Source organism: Burkholderia sp. LMU1-1-1.1 (assembly GCF_040675865.1).
Taxonomy (GTDB): domain Bacteria; phylum Pseudomonadota; class Gammaproteobacteria; order Burkholderiales; family Burkholderiaceae_D; genus Rugamonas.
In genome coordinates this window covers 506,661-523,945 of sequence record NZ_JBEGHG010000001.1, presented here as the reverse complement: position 1 = coordinate 523,945, position 17,285 = coordinate 506,661, and the positions used below count along the sequence as shown (strand labels likewise).

The 17,285-nt window shown below is 65.9% G+C and carries 17 protein-coding genes; 8 read left to right on the top strand and 9 right to left on the bottom strand.

The window, feature by feature from the left end; all coding sequences use genetic code 11:
* On the top strand, window positions 1-903 hold the full coding sequence (locus tag MRBLMU1_RS02090; RefSeq protein ID WP_363496267.1) for a U32 family peptidase: 903 nt from the start codon (window positions 1-3) through the stop codon (window positions 901-903).
* On the top strand, window positions 900-1,406 hold the full coding sequence (ubiT, locus tag MRBLMU1_RS02085) for a ubiquinone anaerobic biosynthesis accessory factor UbiT (RefSeq protein WP_363496264.1): 507 nt from the start codon (window positions 900-902) through the stop codon (window positions 1,404-1,406). The genes MRBLMU1_RS02090 and ubiT overlap by 4 nt, the downstream gene beginning before the upstream one ends.
* Before the next feature lie 153 nt (window positions 1,407-1,559).
* Here the strand turns inward: ubiT and MRBLMU1_RS02080 are convergent, their stop codons facing one another.
* The 7 genes from MRBLMU1_RS02080 to MRBLMU1_RS02050 all read right to left on the bottom strand — a co-directional run bounded on the left by MRBLMU1_RS02080 (window position 1,560) and on the right by MRBLMU1_RS02050 (window position 9,985).
* Complete coding sequence (locus MRBLMU1_RS02080) at window positions 1,560-2,267, bottom strand: anaerobic ribonucleoside-triphosphate reductase activating protein (RefSeq protein WP_363496261.1); 708 nt, start codon at window positions 2,265-2,267, stop codon at window positions 1,560-1,562.
* 1 nt (window position 2,268) lies between these two features.
* Window positions 2,269-2,445 (bottom strand): anaerobic ribonucleoside-triphosphate reductase, encoded by a 177-nt coding sequence (gene nrdD, locus MRBLMU1_RS02075; RefSeq protein ID WP_363496258.1) that lies wholly within the window; start codon window positions 2,443-2,445, stop codon window positions 2,269-2,271.
* Window positions 2,446-2,573: 128 nt separating this feature from the next.
* Entirely contained in the window at window positions 2,574-4,592 is a 2,019-nt protein-coding gene (locus MRBLMU1_RS02070) for a ribonucleoside triphosphate reductase (RefSeq protein ID WP_363496255.1), read from the bottom strand.
* Window positions 4,593-4,670: 78 nt separating this feature from the next.
* Entirely contained in the window at window positions 4,671-5,312 is a 642-nt protein-coding gene (locus MRBLMU1_RS02065) for an SCO family protein (RefSeq protein WP_363496252.1), read from the bottom strand.
* Window positions 5,309-6,130 carry a formylglycine-generating enzyme family protein gene (locus MRBLMU1_RS02060; RefSeq protein ID WP_363496250.1) on the bottom strand — a complete coding sequence of 274 codons (822 nt, stop codon included), beginning with the start codon at window positions 6,128-6,130 and terminating at the stop codon, window positions 5,309-5,311. The genes MRBLMU1_RS02065 and MRBLMU1_RS02060 overlap by 4 nt, the downstream gene beginning before the upstream one ends.
* 2 nt (window positions 6,131-6,132) lie before the next feature.
* Window positions 6,133-7,608 carry a copper-containing nitrite reductase gene (gene nirK, locus MRBLMU1_RS02055; RefSeq protein ID WP_363496247.1) on the bottom strand — a complete coding sequence of 492 codons (1,476 nt, stop codon included), beginning with the start codon at window positions 7,606-7,608 and terminating at the stop codon, window positions 6,133-6,135.
* A 112-nt stretch (window positions 7,609-7,720) separates the two neighbouring features.
* Window positions 7,721-9,985, bottom strand: a complete 2,265-nt coding sequence (locus tag MRBLMU1_RS02050) for a nitric-oxide reductase large subunit (protein WP_363496244.1) — start codon at window positions 9,983-9,985, stop codon at window positions 7,721-7,723.
* A gap of 262 nt (window positions 9,986-10,247) precedes the next feature.
* On the opposite strand from MRBLMU1_RS02050, the gene MRBLMU1_RS02045 reads away from it, so the two are divergent.
* From MRBLMU1_RS02045 to MRBLMU1_RS02025, 5 genes are all read left to right on the top strand, one after another.
* On the top strand, window positions 10,248-11,498 hold the full coding sequence (locus tag MRBLMU1_RS02045; protein ID WP_363496241.1) for an MFS transporter: 1,251 nt from the start codon (window positions 10,248-10,250) through the stop codon (window positions 11,496-11,498).
* A gap of 171 nt (window positions 11,499-11,669) precedes the next feature.
* A complete protein-coding gene (locus MRBLMU1_RS02040) occupies window positions 11,670-13,055 on the top strand; it encodes a NarK family nitrate/nitrite MFS transporter (RefSeq protein ID WP_363496238.1) in 1,386 nt (461 codons plus the stop codon).
* A 13-nt stretch (window positions 13,056-13,068) separates the two neighbouring features.
* Window positions 13,069-14,523 (top strand): oxygen-independent coproporphyrinogen III oxidase, encoded by a 1,455-nt coding sequence (gene hemN / locus MRBLMU1_RS02035; protein ID WP_363496235.1) that lies wholly within the window; start codon window positions 13,069-13,071, stop codon window positions 14,521-14,523.
* Window positions 14,524-14,532: 9 nt separating this feature from the next.
* On the top strand, window positions 14,533-15,213 hold the full coding sequence (locus MRBLMU1_RS02030) for a Crp/Fnr family transcriptional regulator (RefSeq protein WP_363496233.1): 681 nt from the start codon (window positions 14,533-14,535) through the stop codon (window positions 15,211-15,213).
* Window positions 15,214-15,222: 9 nt separating this feature from the next.
* Entirely contained in the window at window positions 15,223-15,894 is a 672-nt protein-coding gene (locus MRBLMU1_RS02025; RefSeq protein ID WP_363496230.1) for a carbonic anhydrase, read from the top strand.
* A 107-nt stretch (window positions 15,895-16,001) separates the two neighbouring features.
* Here MRBLMU1_RS02025 and MRBLMU1_RS02020 read toward each other — a convergent pair whose 3' ends face one another.
* Together MRBLMU1_RS02020 and MRBLMU1_RS02015 are read right to left on the bottom strand one after the other, a co-directional pair.
* Window positions 16,002-16,211 (bottom strand): DUF3079 domain-containing protein, encoded by a 210-nt coding sequence (locus MRBLMU1_RS02020; protein ID WP_363496227.1) that lies wholly within the window; start codon window positions 16,209-16,211, stop codon window positions 16,002-16,004.
* 10 nt (window positions 16,212-16,221) lie between these two features.
* Window positions 16,222-16,599 (bottom strand): hypothetical protein, encoded by a 378-nt coding sequence (locus MRBLMU1_RS02015; RefSeq protein ID WP_363496224.1) that lies wholly within the window; start codon window positions 16,597-16,599, stop codon window positions 16,222-16,224.
* Window positions 16,600-16,902: 303 nt separating this feature from the next.
* Between MRBLMU1_RS02015 and MRBLMU1_RS02010 the strand changes: the two genes are divergently transcribed.
* Window positions 16,903-17,280 carry a hypothetical protein gene (locus MRBLMU1_RS02010; RefSeq protein ID WP_363496221.1) on the top strand — a complete coding sequence of 126 codons (378 nt, stop codon included), beginning with the start codon at window positions 16,903-16,905 and terminating at the stop codon, window positions 17,278-17,280.
* Window positions 17,281-17,285 lie beyond the last annotated feature (5 nt).

The window sequence follows — 17,285 nt, the reverse complement described above, 5'->3', positions numbered from 1 at the left end:
ATGCTCAAACTGGCCCTGGGACCGCTGCTGTACTACTGGCCGCGCGAGAAGGTGATGGCGTTTTACGAAGAGGTCGCGGCCTCGCCGGTGGACATCGTGTACCTGGGCGAGACGGTCTGCTCGCGCCGCCACGAACTGCGCGCCGCCGACTGGCTGGCGCTGGGCGCGATGCTGGAGGCCGAAGGCAAGGAAGTGGTGATGTCGACCCTGGCGCTGATCGAGTCGAGCGCTGACGTCACGGCGCTGCGCCGGCTGACGGCCAACGGCCACTTTACCGTCGAGGCCAGCGACATGGGTGCGGTGCAGCTGCTGTCCGGGCAGGCGCCGTTCGTCGCCGGGCCGCACCTGAACATCTACAATCCGCCGACGTTGTCGCTGCTGGCCGGGCTGGGTGCGCGGCGCTGGGTCATGCCGCTGGAAATGGGCCGCGACGGTTTGCGGCACATGCAGCGGGAACGCCCGCCCGGCATCGAGACCGAGGTGTTCGGCTTCGGCCGCATGCCGCTGGCGTTCTCGGCGCGCTGCTTTACGGCGCGCAACCGCAATCTGCCCAAGGACGACTGCCGCTTCAGCTGCATCGAGCATCCGGACGGCCTGGTCATGCGCACCCGCGAGAAGCAGGATTTCCTGGTGCTCAATGGCATCCAGAGCCAGTCGGCGCTGGTCTACAACCTGCTGGGCGAGTTGGAGCAGTTGCGTGGGCTGGACGTCGATGTGGTGCGGCTTAGTCCGCAGTCTCAGCACATGGACAAGATCATCGGCGCGTTCGACGCCGTGCGGCGTGGCACGGCGCCGGCGGCGGCCAGCGCGCGCATGATGGCGCCGCTGTTGCCGGCGCCGGCTTGTAACGGTTATTGGTACGGGAAACCCGGGCTTGAGCATTTGACGGAGGCTGCGGTATGACGCCGGGCACTTCACATATTGCCGGCGGCGGGCAGGCGCCGTCGTCCCTGCCGCCCGTGCTGGGCGCGTTGGGGCGGCGTTTGCCGGCCTGGCCCGGATCGCTGCTGTGCGTGGCGGCGCTTAACCTGGTGCTGCGCCCGTATTTGCCCGGCGACGTGCGCGCCAGTTTGCGCGGCAAGCACTTGCGGTTGCATGTCAGGGATGCGGGTGTCGGGTTTGATTTTACCTGGCGGGACACGGGGTTCGCGGCTTTGCGGGCGGGGCCTGTGCCGGATCTGGAGATCGGGGCGTGTGCGCGGGATTTTGTCGCGCTGGCGCGGCGCGAACAGGACCCGGATACGCTGTTCTTCTCGCGGCGGTTGTCGATGGAGGGGGATACGGAGCTTGGGCTGCTGGTGAAGAATACGCTGGACGCGGTCGATGTGCCGGTGACGGAGTTGGGCAGGCAGGCGTTGGTGCGGTTGGTGAGGTCGCTGCCTGGGGTGCGGGCGAAGACGGTTTGATGTTCGTGATTTTCGTATGTCGCATTTCGTAGGGCGGATTAGGCGGAACGCCGTAATCCGCCATTTATAAGCCGCCAACGGCGCATGCATGGCGGATTACGCTTCGCTAATCCGCCCTACGTGATTTTAGAAGAAAGCTAGTGCTGGCGGGCATCAGTGGCTGCGGCGTATCGCGAAGCGCGGGAACATCGGCGCGATTTTCGCCAGCGTGTCCTCGCCGGGATAGCCGGCGATGGCGTCGCTCACCAGCGCTTCGTTGTCGCAGCCGGTGGCGCGGAACTCTTGCAGCACGTAGTTGGTGACACCCATGTCGGCGAGCGTTGTGGCCAGTTCCACCAGCACCGCTGGTGGTAGTTGGGCCGGGTGCACCGTGGTGCGGCACTCGTAGTCGACGCCGCTGGCGAGGATCGCTTCGACGCTCTCGCGCGCCGGCTCGCCGCTACCGGCGACGCCGGTGATATCGACATAGCGGCCGAACGGCGCCTTGACGTCGAATCCTACCCAATCCAGTGCCGGCAGCAACTTCCTCAACCTGTCCGGATAGATGCAAGCGGTCTCCAGGCCGACCTTGAAGCCCAGCGTGCGCACCTGCTCGATGGCCCCGCCCAGCGCCGGGTCCATCGTGGCCTCGCCGCCGCAGAACACCACCGCGTCGAGCAGGCCGACGCGCCGTTCCAGCCCCGCTAGCAGCGCGCTCCACGACAGCGGACTGTCGCGGGTGCGCTCCTGCAGGTGCGGGTTATGGCAATAACCGCAGCGCCACGGGCAGCCCTGCACGAACACCACCGCCGACAGCTGGCCGGGATAATCGGTGGTGCTGAACGGCGTGTAGCCGCCCACCTTGAGCGGTCTGCCGTCCATGTCAGGGCGCCTTGACGGCCGCTTCGCGGAAGTAGGTGCGTTCGTGGAACTCGCCTTGCTTGCCGGTGTTGAAGGAGGAGACCGGGCGGTGGTAGCCCATCACGCGGGTCCAGATTTCGCAGGGCTGGCGCTCGGCGTCGGTTAGTTCTGGAGCTGTCGGGACGACTGCATCATTCATAATAATTCCTTTCTGACGGTTGAGAAAACGGGGAGACACGTAGGGCGGATTAGGCGGAACGCCGTAATCGGCCATCGATGAGCCGCCGCGGGCGCACGCATTGGCCGATTACGCTTCGCTAATCCGCCCTACGTGGCACAGCGGCTGAGCTGCTTTCGCGCCAACAAATCGGCGTCGCACTTCGGACAAAACTTGTGGCTGCCGTTCAGGTAGCCGTGCTTGGGGCAGATCGAGAACGTCGGCGTGACCGTGATATACGGCAGCCCGAAACGCCCCAGCGCGCGCCGCACCAGCGTGCGGCAGGCATCCGCGCTCGACAGCGCCTCCGTCATATACAGATGCAGCACCGTGCCGCCGGTGTATTTGCGCTGCAGCTCGTCCTGCTGCTCCAGCGCCTCGAATGGATCGTCGGTATAACCCACCGGCAGCTGCGACGAGTTGGTGTAGTAAGGCATCTGCTCCGTGCCGGCCTGGCGGATGTCCGGATAGCGTTTGCGGTCCTCCTTGGCGAAGCGGTAGGTCGTGCCTTCGGCCGGCGTCGCCTCCAGGTTGTACATATGGCCAGTCTGCTCCTGGAACTCGATCATGCGCGCGCGCACATGGTCGAGCAGCCGCAGCGCGAAGGCGCGGCCCCACGGCGTGGTGATGTCGTGCCGTCCGTCGGGATCGAAGTTGCGGATCATCTCGTTCACGCCGTTCACGCCCAGGGTCGAGAAGTGGTTGCGCAGCGTGCCCAGATAGCGCTTGGTGTACGGGAACAGGCCGTTGTCCATGTGCCGCTGGATCACCTTGCGCTTGATCTCCAGGCTGTCGCGTCCCAGTTCCAGCAGCCGGTCCAGTGCCTCCAGCAGCGCCGTCTCGTCGCCCCGATGCAGGTAGCCCAGGCGCGCGCAGTTGATCGTCACCACGCCGAGCGATCCGGTCTGCTCGGCAGAGCCGAACAAGCCGTTGCCGCGCTTGAGCAGTTCGCGCAGGTCCAGCTGCAGGCGGCAGCACATCGACCGTATCATGTTCGGCTTCAGTTCCGAGTTGATGAAGTTCTGGAAGTAGGGCAGGCCGTAGCGCGCCGTCATCTCGAACAGCAGCTCGGCGTTGGGACTGTCCCACGCGAAGTCCTCGGTGATGTTGTAGGTCGGGATGGGGAAGGTGAACGCGCGTCCCCTGGCGTCGCCGGTCATCATGATCTCGATGTAGGCGCGGTTGATCATGTCCATCTCTTGCTGCAGGTCGCCGTATGCGAACGGCATCGCTTCGCCGGCGATGTGCGGGATCTGTTCGCGCAAATCCTCGGGACAGACCCAGTCGAAGGTCAGGTTGGTGAACGGCGTCTGCGTGCCCCAGCGCGACGGCACGTTGAGGTTGTAGATCAGCTCCTGCATGTACTGCTTGACGTCGGCGTAGCCCAGGCTGTCCTTGCGCACATACGGCGCCATGTAGGTGTCGAAGGAGCTGAAGGCCTGCGCCCCCGCCCATTCGTTCTGCAAGGTGCCGAGGAAGTTGACGATCTGTCCGATGGCGCTCGACATGTGGCGTGGCGGGCTCGATTCGACCTTGCCCGGCACGCCGTTCAGTCCTTCGTTGAGTAGCGTGCGCAGCGACCAGCCGGCGCAGTAACCGGCCAGCATATCCAGATCGTGGATATGCAGGTCGGCCTGGCGGTGGGCCTGGCCCACCTCGGGCGGGTAGACGTGGTTGAGCCAGTAGTTGGCGATCACCTTGCCCGACACGTTCAGGATCAGGCCCCCGAGCGAGTAGCCCTGGTTGGCGTTGGCGTTGACCCGCCAGTCCTGGCGGTCCAGGTATTCGTTGATCGACGTTTCGACGTCGACCAGCGACTGCCGGTCCTGGCGCAGGGTGGCGTGCTGCTCGCGGTACACCACGTAGCGGCGCAAGGTCTGGCGGTAGCCGGCGTCGTACAACACGTCTTCGACGGTGTCCTGTATCTGTTCGACCGTGAGCGCGTCGGGCGTGCGCGCGGAGGCCAGGTGCAGCAGCGCGCAATCGGTCAGCTGGCGCGCTTCGCGCAGGTCGAACTCGCCGCTGGCGCGGCCGGCCAGCAGCAGCGCGGCCTCGATTTTCTCGCGCCTGAACGGCTGGGCGCCGCCGTCGCGTTTGGCGACCGTCGTGCTTGTGAATTCCTCTTCCACACTCTCTCCTTGATACTATATGTAGTTGGTTCGGTTAGCATAGATACCGTATGTGGTGGTCGTCAATGGAATTTCCCGCTACTTTGCGATTCCTTGATCTGACCCCGTTTTTGTCGATTTCAGCAGCGCGGCGATCTGCCCGACGAACGTGGTGTCGGGTGTCACGTCGAGCCGCGAGCTGGTGGCGCGCGTGCTCCCTGCCGCGTCGAGCAGGGCCACGCGTGTGGTGTGGTTGATCTCGCCGTTGTCCAGGCGGCGGAACTTGATGTTGAGCGTGGCCGCCAGCGTGCGCGTGGCGCTGTCGTCTCGGGCGACGGCCAGCCGGAAGCGCGCCGGGTCCAGTCTGTTCTTGCGGGCGAGCATAGCCAGCGAATCCGGAGTGTCGTGTTCCGGATCCAGGCTGATGAGGAGGACACGCAGCGGCCCGGCATCCGTGCCCAGCGCGGCCACGGTGCGTTTGAGGTTCTCTATGATGACCGGGCAGGCGGCGTGGCAGTCGCCGTAGAACATCGTCACCAGCACCGGCGCACCGGCCATGTCGCGCAGCGTGAAGTGCTTGCCCGCGCCGTCGGTGAGGACGGTGTCGAGTTGGTGGAGCGAGGCTCCGGGCATCGGCATGGCCACCGTGGCGGCGACCGTGGCGTTGATCGGCGAGAGTGCGAGAGCGGTCAATACAGCGGAGGCCAGCATGGCGCGGCGCAGGGAGTTTAGATGTTTCATGGTGTGCTTTCGTGATTGGATGGAGGGGCGTCGCGCGCGCAGCGGAAGCCCAGGTTGGCGCCGTCCTGCATGCCGTCCATGGCGGACAGCAGCGCCAGGCGCATCAGGATGGCGTAATTGCGGCGGTCGGCCAGCGAGACGGCTGCGCCGCCGCAGTAGTCGAGCAGTTTCTGTTCCCCTTTGGCGCGGCTGTCGGCGTTGACGAACAGGCCGCCGTAATCTTCGACCCATTCCCACACCAGGCCGTGCAGGTCGTGGATGCCGTAGTAATTGGGCGTGCCGCCGGCGACCGTGCCGGGCGCCGACTTGCCGGCGTCGGCGTACCAATTGAGTATGCCGGCGAGCCAGGCGGCGTCGTCGCGCGCGTCGGCGCGGGTGGCGTCGGCGGCCGCCGCCAGCTCCCATTCATACCAGCGCGGCAGGCGGGCCCGCTCGCTGGCACAATAGGCCTGGGCGGCATACCAGCCGACGCGGACCACCGGCGCGTCGCCCGCCAGCGGCGCTGGATCGGTGGCAGCGCCCCAGCCGGAGAGATAGGTGGGGGCGGCGAACAGCGCCGGCGCCCGGTCGCGCCGCCAGGCTGGATGGCGTGTCACAAAGGCAGCGAATTCGGCATTGGTGACCAGGCGGCTGCGCAGCAGATAGGGCGCGACGGTGGCGTCGGCGGCGACGCCGTCGGCCGGCAGCACGCTGCGCAGCGTGCCGCCCTGGATGGCGAGGTATTGGGCGCCACCTTCGGCGGCGGCACCCGGGGGCGCGGCGATGGCAGCCAGCGCCGCCACGGCCGGCGCCAGCGCGGACAGCAGGCGCGCACGCACGGCTAGCGGCTCTTGCGCATGTCGCGCACCTGGGCGGGCGTGAGCACCGCCTTGCCCTTGTTCAGATCAACGCTGACATAGTTGATCACGGCGGCGATATCCTCGTCGCTGAGGTCCTGCGGTGGCATCACGCCGTTGTAGTGCTCGCCGTTGACCACCATCTCGCCGCTGCGCCCGTTGAGCACGATGTGCGCCATCTCGTAGGGCCGTTGCTGGAAGAAGTCCGAGTCCGCCAGCGGCGGGAACACGCCGGCCACGCCCTTGCCGTCGGGCTGGTGGCAGGCGGCGCAACTGCTGTCGTAGACGGCCTTGCCGCGCACTTGCTGGGCGTGTCCGCCGTCGGCGGGGGCGCCGGCCTTTGCGACCGTCCTGGTGGCGGCCTTGCCTGCGTTTTTTGCGACGGCCGGCGCCGGCGATGGCGCGCTTGTTCCGGCGACAGTGGCGGTCAGCGGCGTCTTGATGCCTTTGCCGTAGATGGCAGGCCGCTCCGGTCCACTGACCGCCATCAGGCCGATGGCGCCCTTGTTGAAGGCGCGTGTGAGCGAATGGTCGACCAGGGTCAGGTTGCCGGGCACGCGGGGCACGAATTCAACAATGGTCGAGCCGCCGGCCGGCACCATCGTGGTCTGCACGTTTTCCTGGAAATGAGTGCCGCCCTCGGTGTAGACGCGGTCGAAGATGGCGCCGATGACGTGGAAGCTCGACGTGATGTTCGGCCCGCCGACGCCGAAGAACAGGCGCACCTTTTCGTCGGCCTTGGCGGCCAGCGCGTTGGCGCCGGTCAGCGCGCCGTCGGCGCCGTTGAACAGGATATATGTCGGCTTCTCGTCGATGGCCTTTTGCATGTCGAAGTTCTGCAGGCCGGGCGCGCGGTAGATGCCGTTGGTGTAGAAATCGCCCTGCATCACGTAGTATTCGCGGTCGACCGGCGTCATGCCTTCTTTCGGCTCGACCAGGATCATGCCGTACATGCCGTTGGCCACGTGCATGCCGACCGGCGCGGTGGCGCAGTGGTACACGTACAGGCCCGGCGCCAGCGCCTTGAAGGTGAAGCTGGCCTCGTTGCCGGGCGCGATCAGCGTTTGGCCGGCGCCGCCTCCGGGGCCGGAGACCGCGTGCAGGTCGATATTGTGGGGCAGCTTGTTGTCCGCGAGGTTCTGCAGGTGCAGCTCGACGGTGTCGCCTTCGCGCACGCGGATCATCTTGCCCGGCACGGTGCCGCCGAAGGTCCAGAAGGTGTAGCGGGTGCCCGGCGCGATCTCGCGTTCGACTTCCTCCACCGTCAGGTTGACCACCACGCGCGCGGGGCTCTTGCGGGTGATGCGCGGTGGCAGCAGCGGCGGCGCCAGCAGTTCCTGGGTGATGACGGGGAGGGCGGGTTCGGCGACCGGGGCAGGCACGGCGGCGCCGGGGGCCATGGCCAGCAGGGCGCCGGCGGTGGCCAGGCAGGCCGTGGCGAGTTTGAATTGCGTCTTCATCTTATTTCACCTTATGCGTTTGAATGGCTGCATCCCTTGAACAGGATGCAGCTTCATGCTAGGTGGACTGGACGCGGGAATCCATGATGTGGATTGTGGAAATCGCAAGCCGTCAGTTGGCGACGACGACGCTGATCTTGGCCTTCCGCGCGCCGGCCAGCAGGCGCCAGGCGAACAGCGCCAGGAACAAGGTACCGACGGCGAACACGACGTCGCCGGGCACCCGCATCCACACCAGCGTTTCCATGAACTTCGAATGGACCACCTCGGGCGAGCGGGCGAACCACATGCCGGTGGTGATGCTGGCCCATGCCTGGTAGATACCCGCCGGTACCAGCGAGATGAACACCATCATCGCCAGGCCGATGTTCAGGCACCAGAACATCGGCGACAGCAGCCGGTCCGACCAGGCCAGGCGGTCGCTCATGCCGCGCAGGCAGAACAGCAGCAGGCCGATGCCGAGCATGCCGTAGACGCCGAACAGCGCGGCGTGGCCGTGGGCGGCCGTCATGTTCAGCCCTTGCATGTAGTACAGCGCGATCGGCGTATTGATGGTGAAGCCCAGCAGGCCGGCGCCGATGGTATTCCAGAAACCGACGGCGATGAAGCACAGGATCGGCCACTTGTAGCTATGCACCCAGGGCGCAGCCTTCGAGCGCTGGTAGTTGCGCCAGGCTTCGACGCCGATCAGCGACAGCGGCACCACTTCCAACGCCGAAAACATCGAGCCAATGGCGATGACGAAGGTCGGCGTGCCGGTGAAGTACAGGTGGTGCAGGGTGCCGAGGATGCCGCCGAACAGGAAGACGATGGTCTCGAGCACGATGGCGCTGTTGGCGGCGGCCGCGCGGATCAGGCCCAGGCGGGTGAACAGCAGCGCGATGACGGCCGTGGCGAACACTTCGAAGAAGCCCTCGACCCAGAGGTGCACCAGCCACCAGCGCCAGTATTCGATCATCGAGTAATGGCTGTGGCGGCCCCACGTCAGCGAGGTGGCGTAGAAGCCGCCGATGCACAGCGCGGCCAGGAACACCATGACGATCAGGCCACGGCTTTCCGACGGCTTTTTCAGCGCAGGCCACAGCGCGCGGCCCAGCAGCAGAACCCAGAACAGCAGTCCGACGAACAGCAGGATTTGCCAGATGCGGCCCATGCTGGTGAATTCGAGGCCCTGGTTGCCGAGCCAGAAGGCGAAGCCGGTGCCCTTGTGGTGCAGCGAACCGAGCCAGCCCATGGCGGTCGAGCCGACGACGATGAACAGCAGTGCGTAGAACAGCACGTTCACGCCCAGCTTCTGGAAGCGCGGCTCGTGGCCGGAGATGGCCGGCGCGATGTACAGGCCGGTGGCCAGCCAGGCGGTGGCGATCCACAGCACGGCGAACTGGGTGTGGATGGTGCGGCTGACCACGAACGGCAGGATCTCGGCCAGCGGGTAGCCGAAGAAGCTGTTGCCCTCGACCGCGTAGTGGGCGGTGATGACACCCATGCCGACCTGCGCGAGGATCAGGCCGATGACGACGAAGAAGTACTTCTTCGTCGCCCGCATCGACGGCGTCGGCTTCAGGTGGAACAGCGGATCGTCCTTGGGCGGCACCGGATCGGCTTCCTCCTTGGCGGTCGAGTGGTACATCACCATGCCGGCGATGGCGGCGATCATCAGGATGATGCTGGCGATCGACCACATGCCGGCGCCGGCGCCGGGACGGTTGTCGATCAGCGGCTCGTGCGGCCAGTTGCTGGTGTAACTGAGGTCGGTCTCGCCGGGACGGTCGGTGGAGGCGGCCCACGACGACCAGAACACGAAGGCCGGCAGCGCGCGCAGGTCGTCGGCGTCGGGCACCGAGTTGGCGGTCATCGCGTATTGCTCGCGCAGGGCGTCGAGTTCGCGGGCGTCGCCGAACAGGTCGGTGTAGTGGCGGGCGACGCTGCGCACGGCGGCGGCGCGGTCGGCCGACAGCACGATGGCGCCGCGCGCGGCGTCGTAGGTGTTGCGCCGCATTTCATCCTTCAGGCGGGCGTTGAGCGCGGCCTGTTGCGGTTTGTCGAGCCGGTCGAAGTCGCCGCCGTGGTCGCGCCGGGCCCAGATCTGGCGCAAGGCCAGCGCTTCGCGGTGCAGCCAGTCGGCCGACCAGTCGGGGGCGACGTAGCTGCCGTGGCCCCAGACGGTGCCGAGCTGCTGGCCGCCAGCCGACAGCCAGGCTTGCTGGCCGCGGTCGACCTGGCCTTCGTCGAACAGGACATCGCCGTCGGCGCTGACGACTTGTTTGGGGATCGGCGGCGCGGTCAGGTAGATTTCCGCGCCGACCCAGCCGAGGACGGCGAAGGAGAGGACGCAGATGACGGCGAGCCAGGTCCAGAGCTTGCGTGTGGCGTGCATGACATGGTTCCTTATGGTGGTGTGACGGATGGACACGCCGCAATTCTAGGCGTCGCGCATAAACATGTATATCTTATGAATGTTTTACTTGATCCAGGTTATGAACAAATGGCGGCCTCGTCAATCCCGCCCATTCGATCTAGTCATTTCGGCGTAGCCGGCTAGTCTGCTTGCCTTGGCGCGCATAGCCGTCCTGCCGATTGGCGGCCCGGGCGGTGCCACGTAACCTGATGCCATCCCTACGTGTATCAGGAGAATCAAGGTGTCAAATAACAATAAGGCAATCCAGGTGCTGGCCAGCAGCACGGTGTCGTTCACGATCTGCTTCGCGATCTGGATGATGTTCGCCGTGCTCGGCATTCCCATTAAAAAGATGCTCGGGCTGAACGAAACCGAGTTCGGCCTGCTGGCCGCGATGCCGGTGCTGAGCGGCTCGCTGGTGCGGGTGCCGCTGGGCATCTGGTGCGACAAGTTCGGCGGGCGCATCGTCTTCTTCCTGCTGATGCTGGCCACCGTGCCGGCGATCTACCTGATCGGCATGGCCACCGAGTACTGGCAGTTCCTCGTGCTGGGGCTGTTCATCGGCCTGGCCGGCGGCTCGTTCTCGGTCGGCACGCCCTACGTGGCGCGCTGGTTCCCGCGCGAGCGGCGCGGGCTGGCGATGGGCATCTTCGGCGCCGGCAACTCCGGCTCGGCGCTGACCAAGTTCGTCGCGCCGGCCATCATCGCCGCCTGGGGCTGGCAAACGCTGCCGACCGTGTATGCCATCGCCATGCTGGTCACGGCGCTGCTGTTCTGGATGTTCTCGGCCACCGATCCGTCGCACCAGAGCGGCGCCAGCGTGCCGTTTTCCGAGCAGATCAAGGTGCTCAGGGACCGCCGCGTATGGCGCTATTGCCAGTACTACTCGGTGGTGTTCGGCGGCTACGTCGGGCTGGCCTTGTGGATGACCAAATACTACGTCGGCGAATACGGCTTCGACCTCGGCCTGGCGGCCCTGCTGGCGGCCTGCTTCTCGCTGCCGGGCGGCGTGCTGCGCGCCTTGGGCGGCTGGATCTCGGACCGCTACGGCGCCTACAAGGTCACCTGGTGGGTGATGTGGGTGTGCTGGGTTTGCTTCTTCCTGCTGTCGTATCCGCCCACCGCGATGATCGTCAAGACCACGCAGGGCGACCTGCACATGAACCTGGCGTTGTCGCCATGGATCTTCACCGCGCTGCTGTTTGTGGTCGGCACCGCGATGGCGGTCGGCAAAGCCTCGGTCTTCAAGTTCATCGCCGACGACTTCAGCGACAACATCGGCGCCGTCTCGGGCGTGGTCGGCCTGGCCGGCGGCCTCGGTGGCTTCGTGCTGCCGATCATGTTCGGCGCGCTGCTCGACATGACCGGCGTGCGCTCCAGCGCCTTCATGCTGCTCTACGGCACCGTGTGCGTCTCGCTGGTCTGGATGCACTACTCGTTCCGTCCGCAGCCAGCAGCCGCCACGCCAATTGCGGCCACAGCCGCCGCCTAACCACACAACCAGGTAGGGCGGATTAGCGGGCGAGGCCCGCCAATCCGCCCCGGGGGCCCATCGAAGAGGCGGCCTACCTGGCCGGTAGGCCTTAAGAGGCGGCACGCCGTAATCCGCCACGAGCCGCCGACGGCCCATGCATAACGGAATAACGATTTCAAGGAGAACAAAATGAGCAAATACATGATCAACACCTGGGAGCCCGAAAGCGCCAAGTTCTGGACCAGCGGCGGCAGCAGCACCGCCAACCGCAACTTGTGGATCTCGATCCCCGCGCTGGCGCTGGCCTTTGCCGTATGGATGGTCTGGAGCGTAGTGGTGGTCAACCTGCCGGCCATCGGCTTCCAGTACAGCACCAACCAGCTATTCTGGCTGACGGCCTTGCCCGGCCTGTCCGGCGCCACCTTGCGCATCTTCTACTCCTTCATGGTGCCGATCTTCGGCGGCCGCAAATGGACCACCATCTCCACCGCCTCGCTACTGATCCCGGCCATCGGCATCGGCTTCGCGGTGCAGGACGTCACCACCGGCTACCCGACCATGCTGATCCTGGCGCTGCTGTGCGGCTTCGGCGGCGGCAACTTCGCCTCGTCGATGGCCAACATCAGCTTTTTCTATCCGAAGGCCCAAAAAGGCTACGCGCTCGGCATGAACGCCGGCCTGGGCAATCTGGGCGTGTCGGCGGTGCAGTTCGTCGTGCCGCTGGTCATCACCGCCGGCGTCTTCGGCGCCATCGGCGGCGAGGCGCAAACGGCGGTCAAGGCCGGCGTCACCACCACCATGTGGCTGCAGAACGCCGGCTTCATCTGGGTGCCGTTCATCGTCGTCAGCAGCCTGTTCGCATGGTTCGGCATGAACGACCTGGCCTCGGCGAAGGCCTCGTTCGCCGACCAGGCGGTGATCTTCAAGCGCAAGCATAACTGGCTCATGTGCTGGCTCTACACCGGCACCTTCGGCTCGTTCATCGGCTACTCGGCCGGCTTCCCGCTGCTGATCAAGACCCAGTTCCCGGATGTCAATCCGCTGCAATACGCCTTCCTCGGCCCGCTGGTCGGCGCGCTGGCGCGCGTCATCGGCGGCATCATCTCCGACAAGCTGGGGGGCGCCCGCGTCACCGTCTGGACCTTCGCCGCCATGATCGCCGCCGTCTACGGCGTGATCACCTTCCTGCCGCAGGGCGGCACGGGCGGCAACTTCAACGGCTTCTTCTGGATGTTCATGCTGCTGTTCGCCGGCACCGGCGTCGGCAACGCCTCGACCTTCCGCATGATCCCGATCATCTTCCTGACCGAGCGGCAACGGGCCGCCGCCGGCCAGCCCGCCGCCGCGCAACAGCAAGCCATCGTCGCCGCCAACAAGGAGGGCGCCGCCGTGCTGGGCTTCACCTCGGCCGTGGCCGCCTACGGCGCCTTCTTCATTCCGAAGAGCTATGGCACCTCGATCGCCATGACCGGCGGGCCGGACGCGGCGCTGTGGGGCTTCATCGCGTTCTACGTCAGCTGCATCGCCATCACCTGGTGGTGCTACGCCCGCAAGAACGCGGACATGCCTTGCTAAGGGGAGCCCGACCATGCCAGCCGACGCCAAACCAGGCACCAAGCCAGCCGCCAGGGTGATTCCGTTGACCCCGTCGGTGGAATTCGACGCCGCGCAGGTGCGCAAGCTCAACCAGACCGGACCGCGCTACACCTCGTATCCGACCGCCGACCGTTTCAGCGGCGGCTTCGGCCCAGGACAATACCGGGACGCCGTCGCCAGCCTGGACGCGGCGGGCAACCGGTCGTCGTTGTCGCTGTATGTGCACATCCCGTTCTGCGCGTCGCTGTGCTACTACTGCGGCTGCAACAAGATCATCACGCAGGACCATACCAAGGCGGTCGAATACCTCGACTATCTTTACCGGGAGATCGCTATGCAGGGCGCGCTGCTGGCAGGACACAAGCGGGTCGACCAGTTGCACTTCGGCGGCGGCACGCCGACCTATCTGACGGACGGGCAGATGGACGGGCTGCTGGCAACCTTGCGTTCGCACTTCGACTTCGCCGCCGATGCCGAGGGCGAGTTCTCGATCGAGGTCGATCCGCGCACGGTCACGCCGGAGCGCATCGCCACCTTGCGCCGCCAGGGCTTCAACCGCATCAGCCTGGGCATCCAGGATTTCGATCCGGCCGTGCAGCGCGCCGTCAACCGCGTGCAATCGTACGAAGAGACCATCGCCGTGCTGGAAGCGGCCCGCGCCTGCGGCTTCCGTTCGATCAGCGTCGATCTGATTTACGGCCTGCCACGGCAAAGCGTGGCCAGCTTCGGCCCGACGCTCGACAAGATCGTCGCCGCGCGGCCCGACCGCGTCGCCGTTTACAACTACGCGCACATGCCGCGTCTGTTCAAGGCGCAGCGCCTGATCGTCGAGGAAGAGCTGCCCGACGCCGAGACCAAGCTGGCCATGCTCGGCCTGTGCATCGAACGCCTGACGGCCGCCGGCTACGTCTACATCGGCATGGACCACTTCGCGCTGCCCGAGGACGATCTGGCGCGCAGCCAGCGCGAGGGCGGCTTGCAGCGCAACTTCCAGGGCTACTCCACGCACGCGGACGCGCCGATGGTGGCGCTGGGCGTGTCGGCCATCAGCGCGGTCGGCGCCAGCTACAGCCAGAACGAAAAGACCCTGTCGGCCTACTACGAGCGGCTCGACCGGGGCGAGCTGCCGATCGCGCGCGGCATCGGCCTGAGCGGGGACGACCTGTTGCGGCGCGCGGTGATCGGCCAGCTGATGTGCGATTTCGAACTGGATTACGCGCGGTTGTCGATCCCCGGCGGCGCCGACGCGCGCGTCTACTTCGCCGCCGAGATCGAACGCCTCAAGCCGCTGGAGGACGAGGGCCTGCTGTGCATCGGCAGCAAGGGCTTGAAGGTGAAGATGCGCGGTCGCCTGCTGATTCGCAATATCTGCATGGCGTTCGACAGTTATCTGCACGCGCCATTGCCGGAAGGGCCGGCGCTGGCGCGTTATTCGCGAACCATATGAGGTAGTGGCATGGACAAGAAACACATCAAGGTACAGACCTTCCTCGCGCGGATGCCGCTGTTTAATTCGATGGGACCGGAGGAGCTGGACAGAATCGCCCTCGGCACCACCGAGCGGCATGTCGAGCGCGGCGAGATCGTGTTCCAGCGCGGCGAGCCGTGCCTCGGCTTCCACCAAGTCCTGTACGGCCAGGTCAAGCTGTCGTTCACGTCGGTGTCCGGCGGCGAGAAGGTGATCGAGCTGATCGGCCCGGGCCACAGCTTCGGGCAGGCGCTGATGTTCATGGGCAGTCCGTACATCGTCTCGGCCCAGGCCACCGAGGACACGCTGCTGCTGCATGTGTCGAAGGCGGCGATCTACCGCGAGGTCCACAACGACCCGGAATTCGCCTGCAAGATGCTGGCCGGCCTGAGCCAGCGCATGCACAGCCTGATGTGCGACATGGAATCGTACTCGCTGCGCTCGGGCACGCAGCGGGTGGTCGGCTACCTGCTCAAGGAGCTGGCCGAGGAGGGACCGGTCGAACTGACCCTGCCGGTGACCAAGGCCGTGCTGGCATCGCGGCTGAACCTCACGCCCGAGCATTTTTCCCGCATCCTGACCGAGCTTTCCGCGCAACAGCTGATCGCCGTCAAAGGGCGCAAGATCAACATTGCCGACGCCAGCGCGCTGCGCCGCTGCGCCGGTTGAAGGAACATCATGCAGGACATCGAAAAATTCATCAGCGGTTTTAGCCGTTTTCAACAGCACTATTTCAACGACAGCCAATCCCTGTATGACAACCTGCGCGCTGGACAACGGCCCGGCACGTTGCTGATCGGCTGCTGCGACTCGCGGGTCGATCCTGTGCTCATGACCGGCAGCGACCCGGGCGATATGTTCGTCGTGCGCAACATCGCCAACCTGGTGCCGCCGTGCACGCCGACGGCATCTGCCGGGGTCAGTTCGGCGATCGAATTCGCCGTCTGCGACCTGGAGGTGGAGCGCGTGATCGTGTTGGGCCACGCCCGCTGCGGGGGCATCCGCGCGCTGATGGCGCCGCGAAAAGCCGAGCGTGAAACGGACTTCGTCGGGCAATGGATGCGCATCGCCGAGCCGGTGGCCGCGCGCGTGCGGCGCGACCTGGGCCACCGCGACAGCGCCGAGCAGCACCGCGCGTGCGAGCTGGCCAGCATCCTGCTGTCGCTGGATAACTTGCTGACGTATCCCTGGCTCAAGCGGCGGGTCGACGAAGGCAAGCTCAAGCTGCATGGCTGGTACTTCGACCTGGAGAGCGGGGCGTTGATGGCGTACTCGGCCAGGCAACAGCAGTTCCTGCCGCTGGTCTGCCCGCTGCCCGCGCGACCCGCGCTGGACGAGGTGCCTGCTTAACAATGGAGACACGTAGGGCGGATTAGCGAAGCGTAATCCGCCATGCATGCGTTTCGATGGCTCACGCATTGGCGGATTACGGCGTTCCGCCTAATCCACCCTACGTGTCACTCCGAGGAATCGGGCTTTTTCGGCTCCGCTTGGTTGTCCTTGGCGTTCAGCCCGAACGTATCCCAATCGTCGCCGAACAGCTCCACCGGATGCTGCGTGCGGTCCGAGCCGTTGCCGCAGACCATGTCGCCGGCGGCGCAATATTTGTCGCAACCCCAGCAAATCAACTCCGGCTTGGCCGGATGCAGCGGAAAGATTTTGGCCATGGCGGCTGCCTTACGCGTGGCGCAGCAGGTCGCCGCTGCGGTCGAACGCCAGCAGCCGGTCCATCTGGCCATTCTGGATCGCCGCGAGCATCTTGTTCAATGCCGCGTCGGTCTGCTTGTGGTCGGGCAGCACGCCGCCCTGGCCGGACAGCGTGGTCACCAGCACCACATCCCAAGGCCGGCCCATGCGACCGGCTTCCTCGGCCAGGTTGTCGAAGGTGTCGAGCTCGCCGACTTGCTTGTCGACGCACATCACGGGCACCAGCGTCGTGCGGCCCATGGCCGCGCCTTCCTCCGCCTCGGCGACCGCGAACGTCATCAGCAGGCGTTGTGGTTGGGACTGCACGGCGGCGGCGATCAGTAACTCTTCAAAAGTGGCGATATTCATGGGGTTCCTCGTGGGTTGGGGAGGGCGCGCGCGACATGGCGGCCCGGTCCGATGGTCCTCAGCCTTCGTTATACAGGGGCGCCGTGTCGCGGCCTATCGCCATGAATGACTAGTTCGCCTAGTTCGTTTGGCGCGCGGAGCGGCGGTAAATGCTTGATGCACATCATGGATCGTGGGTGTGGCGCCATCCGACAATGTGCTCGCGCGCCACAGCCTGTGGCGGGAATGAGAGGAAGCATGATATCGAGACAATTGAGTCGACGCGCCGCCGGGGTGGTTGCGGCGGCGGTGGCGCTGGCCACAATGGCAGTATTTCAGGGATATGGAAAGGGGGAGGTGGGCTCGCCGGCGCCGCCGCCGGAAGCGCGCTGCGATGCGCCGCAGGTGCTGCCGTCGGCCGGGCAGACCACCGTTCTGGCCCAGATCCGGTATGACAGCGGGCTGGTGCTCCGGTATTGCGGTTTGCAATCGATGTTCGCGCAGCTCGGTGCGTTGGAGCAGCCGGGTCTGGTGCGGGCGGTGCATGTGCTGACCGGTGAAGGGGAGTGGGTCGACGCGCGCGATGTGCGTTATGTGCGCGGGCAGGGTGGGGTCGCGTTGGCGTATGCGTTGGACGGGGCGGCGGTGTTTAGTTATGCCCAGTTGTTGAGGGCCTGCGCGCGCGGGGATTGCGGCGCGTGATCGGG

Bases quoted from the DNA above. Each gene is read 5' to 3' on its own strand.
- MRBLMU1_RS02090 (WP_363496267.1), top strand. From the start codon at position 1: ATGCTCAAACTGGCCCTGGGACCGCTGCTGTACTACTGGCCGCGCGAG.
- ubiT (WP_363496264.1), top strand. From the start codon at position 900: ATGACGCCGGGCACTTCACATATTGCCGGCGGCGGGCAGGCGCCGTCG.
- MRBLMU1_RS02080 (WP_363496261.1), bottom strand. From the start codon at position 2,267: ATGGACGGCAGACCGCTCAAGGTGGGCGGCTACACGCCGTTCAGCACC.
- nrdD (WP_363496258.1), bottom strand. From the start codon at position 2,445: ATGAATGATGCAGTCGTCCCGACAGCTCCAGAACTAACCGACGCCGAG.
- MRBLMU1_RS02065 (WP_363496252.1), bottom strand. From the start codon at position 5,312: ATGAAACATCTAAACTCCCTGCGCCGCGCCATGCTGGCCTCCGCTGTA.
- nirK (WP_363496247.1), bottom strand. From the start codon at position 7,608: ATGAAGACGCAATTCAAACTCGCCACGGCCTGCCTGGCCACCGCCGGC.
- MRBLMU1_RS02050 (WP_363496244.1), bottom strand. From the start codon at position 9,985: ATGCACGCCACACGCAAGCTCTGGACCTGGCTCGCCGTCATCTGCGTC.
- MRBLMU1_RS02040 (WP_363496238.1), top strand. From the start codon at position 11,670: ATGAGCAAATACATGATCAACACCTGGGAGCCCGAAAGCGCCAAGTTC.
- hemN (WP_363496235.1), top strand. From the start codon at position 13,069: ATGCCAGCCGACGCCAAACCAGGCACCAAGCCAGCCGCCAGGGTGATT.
- MRBLMU1_RS02030 (WP_363496233.1), top strand. From the start codon at position 14,533: ATGGACAAGAAACACATCAAGGTACAGACCTTCCTCGCGCGGATGCCG.
- MRBLMU1_RS02025 (WP_363496230.1), top strand. From the start codon at position 15,223: ATGCAGGACATCGAAAAATTCATCAGCGGTTTTAGCCGTTTTCAACAG.
- MRBLMU1_RS02020 (WP_363496227.1), bottom strand. From the start codon at position 16,211: ATGGCCAAAATCTTTCCGCTGCATCCGGCCAAGCCGGAGTTGATTTGC.
- MRBLMU1_RS02015 (WP_363496224.1), bottom strand. From the start codon at position 16,599: ATGAATATCGCCACTTTTGAAGAGTTACTGATCGCCGCCGCCGTGCAG.
- MRBLMU1_RS02010 (WP_363496221.1), top strand. From the start codon at position 16,903: ATGGCAGTATTTCAGGGATATGGAAAGGGGGAGGTGGGCTCGCCGGCG.